We start from the raw sequence: 13,123 nt of genomic DNA, 5'->3' as shown, positions 1-13,123 counted from the left end.
AAAATGCAAATAATTGATTATAATAAAAAGAAAGAGGTGAAAATAATGGAAGATGTAAGAGCGATACTCCAGGTGACGATGCGACGGTTCGGTATGTTGAATAAAAACTGCTGCTCGGTAGGAGATCACGATATATCTCAAGTGCAAAGTCATATTCTTTACGAATTGGCCAGAGCAGAAGGGCCATCCATGCAACAGGTTGCCGAAACAATTGGCATGGACATCACGACTTTTAGCAGACAGATTCAAACTTTAGTGAAACTTGAATTAGTGGAAAAAAGACAATCAGCTGAAGACAAAAGAGTATATCACCTATACCTCACTGAAAACGGTAAAAAAGTAGAACGAGAAATTAATCAACAAATGCTTCACTACTTAACAAACGTGTTTACACATTTAAGCGAAAAAGAAAGCGAAAAAGTGGTAGAGTCCTTAAAGGTATTGAATGCAGCGATGAGTAAAAGCAATATGTGCTGTAAACCGTTATATTGAGCAAGTTATAATGCTTGCTTTTTTATAGAAATAATAGTTGCAAAATGCAAATAAAATGAGGGAGTGTTTAATATGTTTAAAGAAATAGTTACAAGCTTTTTGTATATCGCCTTGGAGTTAACGGTCCTTTTTGTTCTCATTACCTTTCTGGTTTCCATTATCCAATCTATTGTTCCGTTTCATAAAATGGAGAAATGGTTAAACAAGGGAAATACGATTCTAAGTGCGTTATTTGCTGTCTTGTTCGCATTTATTACCCCGTTTTGTTCGTGTTCCACTATCCCAATGGTGGTCACCTTGCTGAGGAAAAAGGTACCTTTTGGAATCGTGATGGTTTTTCTTTTTGCATCGCCTGTACTCGATCCGACCATCCTAACTATTATGACAGCATTACTTGGGTGGAAGGTGGCACTTATCTATACCCTTACCACGACTGTTCTCTCCATAATAATTGGGTTGTCGCTAGCTAAGTTTGGTTTTGAGAAGCAATTGAAAAATGTACTGCTGAAAAATTATCAGCCGGAGAACAAAGGAATTGATCTAAAAAGGTCCGTTGCAGAAACGCTTACGCTTATGAAAACCGTTTATCCTTTCTTACTATTTGGCGCAGCAATCGGTGCACTAATACATGGAGCGGTACCAACGTCCTTTATCACACAATATCTCGGAGGAGACAATTGGTGGCTCGTGCCAATCGCTGCAATTATCGGGATTCCTTTGTACATCAGACTTTCTACAATGATTCCCATATCTCAGATGATGATAGCCAAAGGAATGGCCTTGGGACCTGTGATGGCATTGCTTATCAGTTCAGCTGGGGCGAGTCTGCCTGAAGTCGCATTATTGAATAGCATTTTTAAGAAAAAACTGGTGGTGGCATTTGTTGTTTCTGTCATAAGTATGTCCACCATTTCTGGGTTCTTGTTTTATCTTATCTGAATCAGGTTGAATGTATTGACTATTTTAGCTAGATTGGCATATACTAATATTCAAATGAACGTTTGAATGTAAAGGGGAGCCTTTTATGTCGATCAAGTCTAATTCAGAAGTTTTGACCGTGCAACAGTGTCAAGAAGAATGTGCAAATGAAACAAAAGTGAAAAATGTGAAGAAACAAATAGATGAAGCGATGACAAATGATGTGGCAAAGATATACCGGGCGCTGTCTGATCCAACGAGGTTGAAAATAGCGCAGGCGTTAAATTTAGCCGAGGAACTCTGTGTGCATGATGTTGCAACCATTACGGAATCCACCGTCGCAACGGCTTCCCATCATCTTAGACTGTTAAGGGATCTCGGATTGGCAAAGTTCAGAAAAGAAGGAAAGCTTGTATATTATTCCTTGGATGATGATCATGTCAGACAATTAATTGATATTGCCTTTACCCATCAAAAAGAGGTGAAGACACGTGAAAAATAAAGTGGAGCAAACTTACCGCATTCAAGGATTAACTTGTGCAAACTGCGCTCAAAAATTCGAGAATAATGTTAAAAAGATAGAAGGTGTAACAGAAGCAAGAGTTAACTTCGGTGCATCTAAAATTTCTGTTAGTGGATCTGCAAGCATCACTGATATAGAAAAAGCAGGGGCGTTTGACAAACTGAAGGTCTCTTCAGAAAAAGAGGATCTACCGGAAGAACCGCCTGTTCCCTTTTATCGGAAACATGCGACCGTCCTTCTCTCATTCCTTTTTCTTGTCGCAGGCTGGGTAGCATTTTTTCAGCAAGGAGAAGATCATATATCTACCATTATTCTTTTCGCTGCTTCCATTGTAATAGGCGGTTACAGACTGTTCTTCACTGGACTTAATAATCTGATTAGGCTTCAATTTGACATGAAGACCCTCATGACTATTGCCATAATTGGAGCCGCAATAATCGGAGAATGGGGAGAGGGTGCCACTGTCGTCATTCTTTTCGCAATCAGCGAAGCTTTGGAATCTTATTCGATGGAAAAAGCACGAGCTTCGATTCGCTCGCTAATGAATGTTTCTCCTAAACAAGCGACTATATTAATAGAAGGAATTGAAAAACAGATTTCTGTTAAAGATGTTCAGATAGGCGACCGGATGGTTGTAAAACCAGGGCAAAAAATCGCAATGGACGGCATCATTATCAAAGGTGGAGCATCTATCAGTGAAGCTGCGATTACAGGGGAGAGTATTCCTGTATCTAAAGGCGTGAATGATGAGGTATTTGCAGGAACCTTTAATGAAGATGGACTGTTGGAAGTGGAAGTCACCAAGAGGGTCGAGGACACAACCATCTCTAAAATCATTCATCTAGTCGAAGAGGCTCAAGCGGAAAGGGCACCTTCTCAGGCATTTGTGGATAAGTTCGCGAAATATTATACACCGCTAATCATTGTTATTGCTTTTCTCGTAGCTACAGTCCCTCCACTGTTCATGGGATTGGATTGGAATACTTGGATCTATCAAGGCCTTGCGGTTCTCGTTGTAGGTTGCCCATGTGCACTTGTTATTTCCACTCCGATTGCCATTGTGACAGCAATAGGGAATGCAGCTCGAAATGGAGTCCTTATCAAGGGTGGTGTTTTCCTTGAAGAAGTGGGTCGAATCAAGGCAATTGCTTTTGATAAGACTGGGACTTTAACTCGAGGCGCACCAGAAGTGACAGATGTTCAGGCCTTTCATTTAAAAGAGGAAGAATTGTTAAGAATCATTGCAACACTTGAAGGTGGTTCCACCCATCCATTAGCTTCAGCCATTCTTCAAAAAGCGGAAGAGGTTGGAGTAGCTGTTAATGATTATACTATGGAACATTTTGAATCTGTTGCAGGTAAAGGGATAAAAGGGTCTATAAATGGTACTCTTTATCAGGCAGGAAGTCCGAATTGGTTCTTGAGTCAAAAGCATCCGAAAGTGGAAGGGCTGGCCGAAAGTATCCATCTCTTACAGAATGCAGGAAAAACAGTGATTGTAGTCGGGACTTCTGACAGGATCTTGGGTGTTCTTGGGATCCGCGATGAGATAAGAGAAAGTAGTGCCTCCAGCGTGAAGAACCTGAAGGAAATGGGTATCCCTCACTTATACATGCTTACAGGAGATAACGATAGGACTGCCGAAGCAATAGGACACGAGGTGGAGATAGACCATGTTAAATCCAGCCTGCTGCCGGAAGATAAGCTTCGATATATCAAAGATTTACGTGAAAAGCACGATAGCATAATGATGGTGGGGGACGGTATTAACGATGCGCCTGCCCTTGCAGCTTCCTCAGTGGGAGTGGCAATGGGAGGAGCGGGAACCGATACCGCGCTGGAAACAGCAGATGTAGCATTGATGGGAGATGACCTGCGCAAACTTCCGTTCACCATCAGACTAAGCCGGAAAGCATTGACTATCATCAAGCAGAATATTGCTTTCTCGTTGGGGCTGAAGATTTTGGCGCTTCTGCTGGTGATTCCAGGCTGGCTCACCTTATGGATTGCGATCTTTGCAGATATGGGAGCAACACTGCTTGTGACGTTAAATAGTTTGAGGCTTCTAGAGGTAAAAGATAAAGATAAATAAAAAGCTAGCAGATAGTAGCAGCTTTCCCGCCCGTTGGAATGTTAGGGCGGGGGAAGGCTGCTGCTTTTTTATGAGGAGAGTGCTGCAAAGTTGATTTGGGATATATAGGGAATCGCCCGTTTTTTTAAATTATCGCCCGAAATGGGTCATTTTTCGCCCGTAATTTTGAAAAATCGCCCGTAAAATTTTATTATCGCCCGATTCGGTTTAGGGGCTATTTCAGCGCATTTCCTTATGGTGCGAACCCTCTGTTTCCCCGGTGAAAACTACACAAAAAAGCACCGCCCCAAGTGGAGCGGTGCTTTCACTACGAAAACTATTTTATCAATACATCTGCGGCTTCTTCGTAACTCATGCCTTTTTTCATTGTAAACGTACCAGATCGGACCTTGGTGGCAATGTTTTTGTCTTCAAGGTAAGCGTCAAACTTCTTGTCATCCTCAATGATCCCTTCGCGTGCGAGTAACGCGGTGATTTCATAAGTTGCCATTCCATCCGGAATTACAATTTCAAAAGGTTCATTCGTTTCTTCTTTTTCTTCCGCTTCTTCTGTCTCTTCTTCTTTTGTTTCTTCGTTGTTCTTACTCTCTTCTTTCACTTCTTCTTTTTGTTCTGTCTTTGTTTCCTCTACCGGTACTACTTCAGGCAATAACTCGTCATACTCTTCCTTTGACAAAAGATGAAGGTCATTTTCTGCTGCGTATGCCTGAACACTTTCTTCATTTAATGTAGTTGCTCCGGCGCTGACAATAGAATAGGCAACTCCCATTACACCTGTAGCTAAGAGAATGCCGATTGCGAAAGCTCTAAGATTAGTTCTCATTGGCTACATTCCCTTTTAGGTTGGCAGATTGAAGGATCTGTTCCACTTTGTCCATGGAGGTGGAAGTGAATTGAGAGATTTGAGAAGGCGTGTATCCTTTTTGGTAAAGGGAAATAGCAACATCTTCTTCGCTTACATTTTGGTGGCTTGCTTGTCTTTTCGTCTTAACCTTATGTATAGGAGTAGTTCCACCCAATAGTTCTTCTTCTAATACTTTCATTTTTCTTTCCAACTTATATTTGTCCTGAACAACATCAAAGGATAACTGTTCCATTTCCTTTTCTAGATCAGCAAACTTGTCATCCACAAAGAAGGAAATTACAATCACAGCGACTGCAATAATGATCAAACTTATACTTGCGATTAACATTTTTTCACCTCAATAAAAGTTTCTCTCTTTTTTATATCATAGGAGTAGAGATGGAAAAATAGTCTTTCGACAAATTCCTCAGAAACATATGACGGTTTTGTGAACGTTTTTTATCAACGGACATAAAAATTTACGCTTTATCACAAAAGACGACAAAAACCGGCTGTTGTGGAAAAGAAAATTCACATGATAAGATGAAAGAAAAGATAGATTCGTGGGGGAAGAGGTTTAAACCATGAGCAGCATCGAGTCAAATAAGGAATTTATTAGGTTAATTTTAAACCATGACGGAGTTCTGAAAGCAGAGTGGGTTGTGCACCAATGGAGGAAGGATTTTGTTAAGTCCTATCAGTCATTAGAGGAGGAAGGACTGGTTATCAGACTGATAGGTTGGAAAGGAAGCTCACAGGTTAGTAGAAATGATGTCTTCTTTTTGGATATAATAACTGAAATGAATGATGGCAGCATTTCACTTCCAGAAATCAGCGGATACTATTCTATTCGGGCGGAAATTGGTATAGGAAAAGCGGACGGATTTTTTCCTTTTTTTCAAAGCAACAGGCTGAAAGTAGAGGGCACTAACAAGCACGAGCGCTCAAAAACTGGAGCTGTATGGACACCGATAAACATGATTGGTAAGTGGCCAGAGTTGGCTGCCGGCTATACCTATTATGAAAAACCCTCACCTGTACTTCAAAAAGCACGTCAGTTAAATTCTGGAACATTTCAGGAAACTGTTACTTCTGATGTATTCTATTCTGTTCATTCATCACATAATCTTTTGTTACATGAAGAAATAAAACATAAATATCATATTGTCATGTTGTCTTGGGAGTTCCCTCCTGCGGTTATAGGCGGCCTTGGGCAGCACGTATGGCAATTATCAAGACAGTTGGCTAAAGCCGGCCACGATGTGTCGGTTGTGACCCCGCATAGTCTTGGAGCACCAGAGACGGAAACAGTGGAAGGGATAAAAGTTTACAGGGCCAAAGAAGTAGATATCTCATATGATGATTTTCATCTATTTGTCGCCCAAACCAATATGAATTTGGTAGAACGAGTGCGAAACATATCTAGTCACAATATGGTTACTATCATACACGCCCATGATTGGCTTGTTGGATTTGCTGCAAGGGCTCTGCAAAATAGTATGAAGCTTCCTATAGTATCAACGATTCATGCGCTTGAAGAAGGTAGAAGCAATCTTGAATCCCCAATGCAGATTCAAACTGCTAAATGGGAAGAGTTGCTGATTCAGCATTCCGACGTATTAATTGTTTGTAGCATGTATATGAAGAAGGAAGTGGAGAAAAGGATTAGCGGTGAAAAGAAAGTATATATTATCCCTAATGGGGTTGATCTTTCAGATGAAGAAAGTAGCAGTGTGCAGGACTTTATAAACCGGAGATCATTTTCTCACCTTGTTCTTTTTTTGGGAAGAATGGTACCTGAAAAAGGAATAACCACTCTGATAGATGCTGCAAAAAAAATACATGAAACGTACCCTGAATGTCTTTTTATACTAGCTGGAAAAGGTCCTTATTTGTCTGACTATAAAGCATTAGTTAGGAAAGAAGGGCTGGAGAAACACATGCTGTTCATCGGTTATGTAAATGAACGTGAAAAAGCAACATTACTAAAGCGATGCGACATGCTTGTTGTACCGAGCAGTTATGAGCCATTTGGAATTGTGGCCATAGAAGGAATGGCAGCGGGTAAACCTGTTATAGCTGCTAGGACTGGGGGGCTTTCTTCTATCATTAATGACGGAGAAACCGGTATTTTGTTTGAACCAGAGAATGTCTCGAATTTGAGTGAGAAGATATCTACTTTGATTGAGGACCCAACCTTATGTGAAAAGCTTGGGGAAAAGGCATCGAATGAAGTGAAGCAAAAATATAACTGGGAAGATGTAAGAGAGCAGACAGAGGCGGTTTATGAGACAACAGTTACTACTTCTTCCGTCCAGTAGGAGGGATAAAGCTTATGAAAGCAGTCATATTGGCTGGGGGGAAAGGTACCCGGCTGTTGCCGTTAACGCAAAAACTCCCAAAACCATTGGTGCCATTGCTAAATAAACCTGTCATGGAATATAGCATTGAACTCTTAAAAGAACATGGAATTACAGAAATCATCATCACCCTCCAATACTTGAGCGATAAAATCAGGAGCTACTTTGGAGATGGTTCCCAATGGGGCGTTCAAATAACCTATCTGCAGGAAAACCTTCCGCTCGGAACCGCCGGGAGCGTTAAAAATGCAGAGCACCTGCTTGATGAACCTTTTCTAGTTATAAGCGGGGATGCATTGACTGATTTCGATCTGATGGCCGGAGTGCGCTATCATATGCAAAAACATTCCCTATTCACTATTTTTACGAAGGAAGTCAAAAAGCCGAATAAGTTCGGAATTGTCGATACAGATGAACAAGGACATATCAGGAGATTTGTGGAAAAACCTCAGAAAGACGAAGAATTCAGTAAGGTCGTAAATACCGGTATATATGTGGTAGATCCGTTTGTGTTATGTATGATGGAAAAAGGAAAAGCGTACGATTTCAGCAAAGACATTTTTCCAAGGCTTATTAAAAACGGTATGAGCCTCTATGGATACCACGCTAATGGATATTGGAAGGATATTGGCAGTCATGAGGATTACCGGCAGGCACAATACGATATGCTCGATAAAAAAGTACGTGTCAATATAGCTGCAGAAGAGGTATTACCTAACTTATGGGTCGGTTCAAATGTAAAAATGGAAGACAATGTGACCATCAATCGGCCTGCTTATATCGGGAACGACTCTTATTTAGGAGATCATGTGGTGATTGGCAAGTACACCATCATCGGGAAGAGTTCCAAAATAACAAAGGACTGTGAGTTAAGCAGGAGCATTGTTTGGGATGATGTCACCATCGAGCAAACCTCTCCATCATCGATAAGAAATGTAACGATCGCTCCAAGGTATCAAATCAGCGAGGGATATAAAGCGAATACATCTGTGAAGGTCAAAAACAAAAAGAATATTAGCCCGGTAGAAGCAGGTTAATGGGCAAAAAAAATAAGCAGACAGGAAAATCCTGCTGCTTATTTTGTTTCACGGTGTACAGTTACTTTTTTCAATCTTGGGCTGTATTTTTTAAGCTCAAGACGATCTGGGTTGTTACGTTTATTTTTAGTAGTGATATAGTTACGATCACCAGTTTCAGTACAAGCTAAAGTTACGTTTACGCGCATCGTTATCCCTCCAAACATATAGTGCATTCAATTCAGACCTTACTATAATATCATTATTTTTTTTATAATGCCAGTTTTTTTTCGGGCAGGGGAAAATAAAGTTTAGAGGTCATTAAAACTCCCTGTTTTCTTTCGTTATGGGTGTAGCTCTAAAAAAAATTTGGTATGGTAAGAGTAAGATTGTCATAGGAGGCAAGGTTATGAAAGAGAAGAGTCTGTTAAGGGAAGAGATGAAAAAAATACTAGGGGGCATGGACAGATCAAGCCATGACATGCAGAGCAAAGAAATCCAGGATAGACTATTTTCTTCAACAGAATGGCAGGATGCACAAACAATTGCTGTGACCATTTCCCGCTTTCCGGAAGTGGACACAGAAGCCATCATCACGCGTGCATGGGACGAAGAGAAGAAAGTGGCCGTGCCGAAATGTTTCCCAAAGGATAAAAGCATGCACTTCTATTATTTAGAAAACTTCAACCAGCTAGAGTCCGTCTATTTTAGACTAAAAGAGCCCATCGTCACAGAAGTGGAAATGTGCCCGAAAGACAAGCTGGAATTAATGTTGGTTCCTGGTCTGATTTTTGATGAGGAAGGGTATCGAATCGGGTTTGGCGGTGGTTATTTCGACCGTTACCTGGTTGATTATACTGGCTACAAAGTATCATTGGCATTTTCACAGCAGATGGTTAAAAAAGTCCCGACCGATCATTATGATATCCCAGTACATAAAATTGTGACAAATGAGGTCGTGTATGACTGCACTATTAGAAAATGAGATTCTATTAATAGTCGGGATTGTTGCGTTGGCTTGGGGAGGGTATAAACTAAAGGCATTGGCTGCGTCCGGTGCAGTAGCGACCTTCCTTGTTGGGATTTTTATTGCTTTAGGATTTAAAGGGTATGGTCTCCTATTGATTGGACTGTTTTTTGTGACCTCTAGTTTATGGAGCAAATACAACCGTAAGCAGAAGGAAAAGATAACGGATATGCATGAAAAGGGATCGCAACGTGATATGGTGCAAGTTTTCGCTAATGGTGGCGTGCCGGCCCTGATTGGAATTTTAGCATACGTGTTTCCGGCAGACTTTTGGATATACGGATTTATCGCCTCGATTGCCGTCGCAAATTCAGATACTTGGGCATCCGAGATAGGGTCACTAAGTAAGAAGCGACCATTCTCCATCATGAAAATGGAAACTGTGGAAGCAGGAACTTCCGGAGCTATTTCAGTACTAGGAACCTTAGCTGCAGTCGCTGGTTCTGCGTTAATCAGTGTTGCATCCTACTTTTTATGGAATGAAATAACTATAGCACTAGTTTTCGTCGTTACCACAATGGGAGTGGTTGGTTGCTTTATTGATACCTTTTTAGGGGCAACCGTGCAATCTGCCTACAGGTGTAAAGTGTGCGGAAAACACGTGGAAAAGAAGGAACACTGTCAACAACAAGCACTATTAGTAAAAGGAAGAGCTTGGATAAATAATGATGTTGTGAACATTTCATCCATATTAATAGCAAGTGTCATCACTGTCTTGATTCTAATGTAACAAAATAGTTATAAATTGCTCAGTGTTTCACAATCTTTTTTGATATAATAATCTTGTAAACGTAACCTAGGTGAAAAGAGGAGATACCATGAGAAACGGAATTAGTCGTGTTGCTTTAATAGGAACAGGGTTTGTCGGGTCTAGTTATGCATTTGCCTTATTGAATCAAGGTGTGACAGAAGAGCTTGTATTGATCGATCTGAATAAGGAAAAATCAGAGGGCGATGCAATGGACTTGAATCATGGAATAGCATTTGCCCCAACACCAACGAAGATCTGGTATGGTGATTACAAAGATTGTCAGGATGCAGACATTGTGGTGATTTGTGCAGGTGCCAATCAAAAACCAGGTGAAACTAGATTGGATCTTGTCGAAAAGAATACGAAGATATTTAAGAGCATAGTAGATGAAGTGATGGGAAATGGGTTTGACGGCATTTTTCTTGTCGCAACGAATCCGGTGGATATCTTAACATACGCAACTTGGAAATTCTCAGGTCTGCCTAAAGAAAGGGTAATAGGATCTGGAACCATTCTTGATACAGCAAGATTTCGATATGTGCTCGGTGATTATTTTCAAGTGGATGCGCGTAATGTGCATGCTTATATCATTGGGGAACATGGAGATACGGAACTGCCTGTATGGAGTAAAGCCGATATTGGCGGAAAACCAATCTTAGAACTGATGGCAAAACAGGAAAAATACAAAGAGGAAGATTTAAATGATCTTTTTGTCAGTGTAAGAGATGCAGCCTACCATATTATTGAGAGAAAAGGTGCAACTTATTATGGAATTGCCATGGGGCTTGTACGGCTGACAAAAGCGATCCTTCAGAACGAAAACTCCATTTTGACCGTTTCTGCCTATTTGGATGGAGAGTATGATAGTGAGGATATTTACATCGGAGTTCCTGCTATCGTTAACCGAAACGGAATTAGAGACATACTTGAACTTGATTTGAGTGATAAAGAGACGGAGCAGTTTCAACACTCTGTTAAAGTTCTATCAGAAATAAAAGATAAAGTATTCTAAAACATGCCTTTTTGTGGGCATGTTTTTTTTATTTTTAAGCAAGATATAGATAGGAGGGATGATGATGGGATTCTTACTAAGAATTTTTCTGATTGGCGTCGGTACATATGCCATTTACCAAAGTCGTTATAAAATCCTAAATTACATTTTGGGAATCGGCAGCCTTAGGAGATTTGTTGTAGCGTTCGGAATGGACATTCCATTTGTACGCGACCGCTTTTTACAAACCGTATTTCGAGGATAAACTACCAGTGGATGCTGGTGGTTTTTCTTTTGTTGTTAATATTACATAAAATTAACATTACATTAATATTTTTCCTCTATAATTTATCCTGTTAGACGAATAGGAGTTACAGGAGGAACAACGGGATGAAACAACTAGTAAAATATAAAACGCGAATTGCAGAGAATGTTCAACATTACCTAGGAAAAATAAACCTTGGGACTAGACTATTCATTCTCTTTATAACATTGATGTTAGCGTCAATAACGGCAGTGGGACTGGTTTCTTATACTAAATCTAAAGAAATGACCATTGATAGTATAGAAAATCGCCTTGTTAGAGAAGTAGAGCTTATGGGATACATTGCAGAACCTTTAAAGTTTACATACATCAGTGATGAAGCGTATTTTATGCAGCAGTTAGAGGTGAATATTCGCGCTCAAAGGGATACTTTGAAAGAAGATGGTATCCTTCCGGAGTTTTTTTACATATCCAATAACGACATTCAGCCATTCAAGGTAAGTGAAGATAATCTTCCGTCAATGACACTTAACATGGTGGAAACGATGGTCAGCAGAAAAAAAGGGATTTTAAAAGAATCCATTGACGGGGAGGAGTATACGATCACCTATAAAGAGATGAAAGAGCTGGATGGAATATATGGTTTAATTGTTCCGACTAAATCTTATTTAAGTCCTGTCCATGATATGGGTTTCTTCACGCTAATGGTCATTCTTGGTAGTGTTGTTCTTTTCACATGCATCACCATTATATTCGTTCGAACCTTAACCAAGCCTTTATCTGTTCTTAGGGAAGCGATGAGAGAAGAAAGAGAAGGGAATCTTAGGCCTGCAAAAAACATAAAAACATCCATACCAGAAATTGTGTCACTAACCAAAAGCTATAATTCAATGATTCATAATATGACTCAAGTGCTAAAAGAGATAAAGCAAACAACAAAAGAGTTAGAAGAGACAGGAAACCATCTTGGACTTTCATCAGAAGATTCCATGGTTTCCACTCATCAATTAATAAGTTCCATTAATTTGGTGAAAGAAGGGGCTGTGCAGACTGCTTCTAGTTCTGAGAGCAGTGTTCAAAGTATTAAAGAAATGAAAGACATTATTGGAGAAATGCAAAACAATATGTCACGGGTTTTTTCTAGTTCCAACAGAATGGATGAATCCGCAGAGATAGGAAAAAAACACATGAATACGCTCATCACGACGATTATACAATTTGAAAAGGATTTTGAAGAACTGTCCAACACGGTGAAAAATGTTAAAGACTATTCTGTATCCATTACCGGGTTAGTAGTGTTAATTAAAGGGATTGCCGAACAAACGAAACTATTGGCACTGAATGCAACCATTGAAGCAGCCCGTGCAGGTGATGCAGGTAAGGGATTTGCTGTTGTAGCTAACGAAGTAAGGAATCTTGCCGAACAATCAACATCTGCCGCAGAGGAGATTACGAGTTCCATCGGGCGTATGGAAGACGTAACTGCAAATGCAGTTAATGAATTTGAAAATATGCATGATAAGATTAAAGATAACTTACACACGGCAAACCTTTCTAAAGTCACTTTTGATGAGTTGATGTCTGAAATGGAAGAAGTGAGCGAGAACCTAACTGTCATTAATGGAGATATAAAAGGTTGGCAAGAGTTTTTACCGAATTTGGAGTCTGCTACTGACAGTTTGCTCTCCGTCTCCCAAGAAACCTCCGCAAGTTCAGAGGAAATGCTATCAGCCAGTGAAAATCAAGTCATGCAGATGGAATATACAAATGAAATAGGAAAGAAATTGAACGCCCTTTCTAAATCCCTTTCTGTCATTGCAGCAAGATTTGAAATTGGTAAATGA

At 40.1% G+C, this 13,123-nt stretch carries 14 protein-coding genes; 11 read left to right on the top strand and 3 right to left on the bottom strand.

Annotated features, from left to right (window positions below):
- Positions 1–45: 45 nt before the first annotated feature.
- The 4 genes from K7887_RS14645 (at position 46) to K7887_RS14630 (ending at position 4,025) form a co-directional block, all read left to right on the top strand.
- Positions 46–492, top strand: coding sequence for a MarR family winged helix-turn-helix transcriptional regulator (locus K7887_RS14645; RefSeq protein WP_223490196.1), 447 nt, complete (start codon positions 46–48; stop codon positions 490–492).
- A 72-nt stretch (positions 493–564) separates the two neighbouring features.
- A complete protein-coding gene (locus tag K7887_RS14640) occupies positions 565–1,431 on the top strand; it encodes a permease (RefSeq protein WP_223490194.1) in 867 nt (288 codons plus the stop codon).
- Between the two features lie 85 nt (positions 1,432–1,516).
- Positions 1,517–1,912: an ArsR/SmtB family transcription factor gene (locus K7887_RS14635; RefSeq protein WP_317849211.1), complete on the top strand. Its 396-nt coding sequence runs from the start codon at positions 1,517–1,519 to the stop codon at positions 1,910–1,912.
- Positions 1,902–4,025, top strand: a complete 2,124-nt coding sequence (locus K7887_RS14630; protein ID WP_223490192.1) for a heavy metal translocating P-type ATPase — start codon at positions 1,902–1,904, stop codon at positions 4,023–4,025. Before K7887_RS14635 ends, K7887_RS14630 begins: the two co-directional genes overlap by 11 nt.
- Before the next feature lie 316 nt (positions 4,026–4,341).
- On the opposite strand, the gene K7887_RS14625 is transcribed toward K7887_RS14630, so the two are convergent.
- Positions 4,342–4,848 carry an endolytic transglycosylase MltG gene (locus tag K7887_RS14625; RefSeq protein WP_223490190.1) on the bottom strand — a complete coding sequence of 169 codons (507 nt, stop codon included), beginning with the start codon at positions 4,846–4,848 and terminating at the stop codon, positions 4,342–4,344.
- The gene (locus K7887_RS14620; RefSeq protein WP_168864076.1) at positions 4,838–5,218 is read right to left on the bottom strand and encodes a hypothetical protein; all 381 of its coding nucleotides are present in this window, start codon (positions 5,216–5,218) and stop codon (positions 4,838–4,840) included. Before K7887_RS14620 ends, K7887_RS14625 begins: the two co-directional genes overlap by 11 nt.
- A gap of 235 nt (positions 5,219–5,453) precedes the next feature.
- Here K7887_RS14620 and K7887_RS14615 point away from each other — a divergent pair, with 235 nt between their 5' ends.
- Positions 5,454–7,190, top strand: coding sequence for a glycosyltransferase family 4 protein (locus tag K7887_RS14615; RefSeq protein WP_223490188.1), 1,737 nt, complete (start codon positions 5,454–5,456; stop codon positions 7,188–7,190).
- Positions 7,191–7,204: 14 nt separating this feature from the next.
- The gene (locus tag K7887_RS14610; protein WP_223490186.1) at positions 7,205–8,266 is read left to right on the top strand and encodes a nucleotidyltransferase family protein; all 1,062 of its coding nucleotides are present in this window, start codon (positions 7,205–7,207) and stop codon (positions 8,264–8,266) included.
- A 38-nt stretch (positions 8,267–8,304) separates the two neighbouring features.
- On the opposite strand, the gene rpmG is transcribed toward K7887_RS14610, so the two are convergent.
- Positions 8,305–8,454 carry a 50S ribosomal protein L33 gene (gene rpmG, locus K7887_RS14605; RefSeq protein ID WP_010194590.1) on the bottom strand — a complete coding sequence of 50 codons (150 nt, stop codon included), beginning with the start codon at positions 8,452–8,454 and terminating at the stop codon, positions 8,305–8,307.
- Positions 8,455–8,654: 200 nt separating this feature from the next.
- Here rpmG and K7887_RS14600 point away from each other — a divergent pair, with 200 nt between their 5' ends.
- From K7887_RS14600 to K7887_RS14580, 5 genes are all read left to right on the top strand, one after another.
- Positions 8,655–9,230, top strand: a complete 576-nt coding sequence (locus K7887_RS14600; protein ID WP_223490184.1) for a 5-formyltetrahydrofolate cyclo-ligase — start codon at positions 8,655–8,657, stop codon at positions 9,228–9,230.
- Complete coding sequence (locus K7887_RS14595; protein WP_223490183.1) at positions 9,208–10,002, top strand: DUF92 domain-containing protein; 795 nt, start codon at positions 9,208–9,210, stop codon at positions 10,000–10,002. The genes K7887_RS14600 and K7887_RS14595 overlap by 23 nt, the downstream gene beginning before the upstream one ends.
- A gap of 88 nt (positions 10,003–10,090) precedes the next feature.
- Complete coding sequence (locus K7887_RS14590; RefSeq protein ID WP_223490182.1) at positions 10,091–11,035, top strand: L-lactate dehydrogenase; 945 nt, start codon at positions 10,091–10,093, stop codon at positions 11,033–11,035.
- A 64-nt stretch (positions 11,036–11,099) separates the two neighbouring features.
- Complete coding sequence (locus K7887_RS14585; RefSeq protein ID WP_223490181.1) at positions 11,100–11,279, top strand: hypothetical protein; 180 nt, start codon at positions 11,100–11,102, stop codon at positions 11,277–11,279.
- 125 nt (positions 11,280–11,404) lie between these two features.
- Positions 11,405–13,123, top strand: a complete 1,719-nt coding sequence (locus K7887_RS14580) for a methyl-accepting chemotaxis protein (protein ID WP_223490180.1) — start codon at positions 11,405–11,407, stop codon at positions 13,121–13,123.

Source organism: Sutcliffiella horikoshii (genome assembly GCF_019931755.1).
Taxonomy (GTDB): domain Bacteria; phylum Bacillota; class Bacilli; order Bacillales; family Bacillaceae_I; genus Sutcliffiella_A; species Sutcliffiella_A horikoshii_E.
This window is presented reverse-complemented; position numbering and strand designations above follow the sequence as displayed.

Bases quoted from the DNA above. Each gene is read 5' to 3' on its own strand.
- K7887_RS14645 (WP_223490196.1), top strand. From the start codon at position 46: ATGGAAGATGTAAGAGCGATACTCCAGGTGACGATGCGACGGTTCGGT.
- K7887_RS14610 (WP_223490186.1), top strand. From the start codon at position 7,205: ATGAAAGCAGTCATATTGGCTGGGGGGAAAGGTACCCGGCTGTTGCCG.
- K7887_RS14585 (WP_223490181.1), top strand. From the start codon at position 11,100: ATGGGATTCTTACTAAGAATTTTTCTGATTGGCGTCGGTACATATGCC.
- K7887_RS14590 (WP_223490182.1), top strand. From the start codon at position 10,091: ATGAGAAACGGAATTAGTCGTGTTGCTTTAATAGGAACAGGGTTTGTC.
- K7887_RS14635 (WP_317849211.1), top strand. From the start codon at position 1,517: ATGTCGATCAAGTCTAATTCAGAAGTTTTGACCGTGCAACAGTGTCAA.
- K7887_RS14640 (WP_223490194.1), top strand. From the start codon at position 565: ATGTTTAAAGAAATAGTTACAAGCTTTTTGTATATCGCCTTGGAGTTA.
- K7887_RS14600 (WP_223490184.1), top strand. From the start codon at position 8,655: ATGAAAGAGAAGAGTCTGTTAAGGGAAGAGATGAAAAAAATACTAGGG.
- K7887_RS14615 (WP_223490188.1), top strand. From the start codon at position 5,454: ATGAGCAGCATCGAGTCAAATAAGGAATTTATTAGGTTAATTTTAAAC.
- K7887_RS14595 (WP_223490183.1), top strand. From the start codon at position 9,208: ATGACTGCACTATTAGAAAATGAGATTCTATTAATAGTCGGGATTGTT.
- K7887_RS14580 (WP_223490180.1), top strand. From the start codon at position 11,405: ATGAAACAACTAGTAAAATATAAAACGCGAATTGCAGAGAATGTTCAA.
- K7887_RS14625 (WP_223490190.1), bottom strand. From the start codon at position 4,848: ATGAGAACTAATCTTAGAGCTTTCGCAATCGGCATTCTCTTAGCTACA.
- K7887_RS14620 (WP_168864076.1), bottom strand. From the start codon at position 5,218: ATGTTAATCGCAAGTATAAGTTTGATCATTATTGCAGTCGCTGTGATT.
- rpmG (WP_010194590.1), bottom strand. From the start codon at position 8,454: ATGCGCGTAAACGTAACTTTAGCTTGTACTGAAACTGGTGATCGTAAC.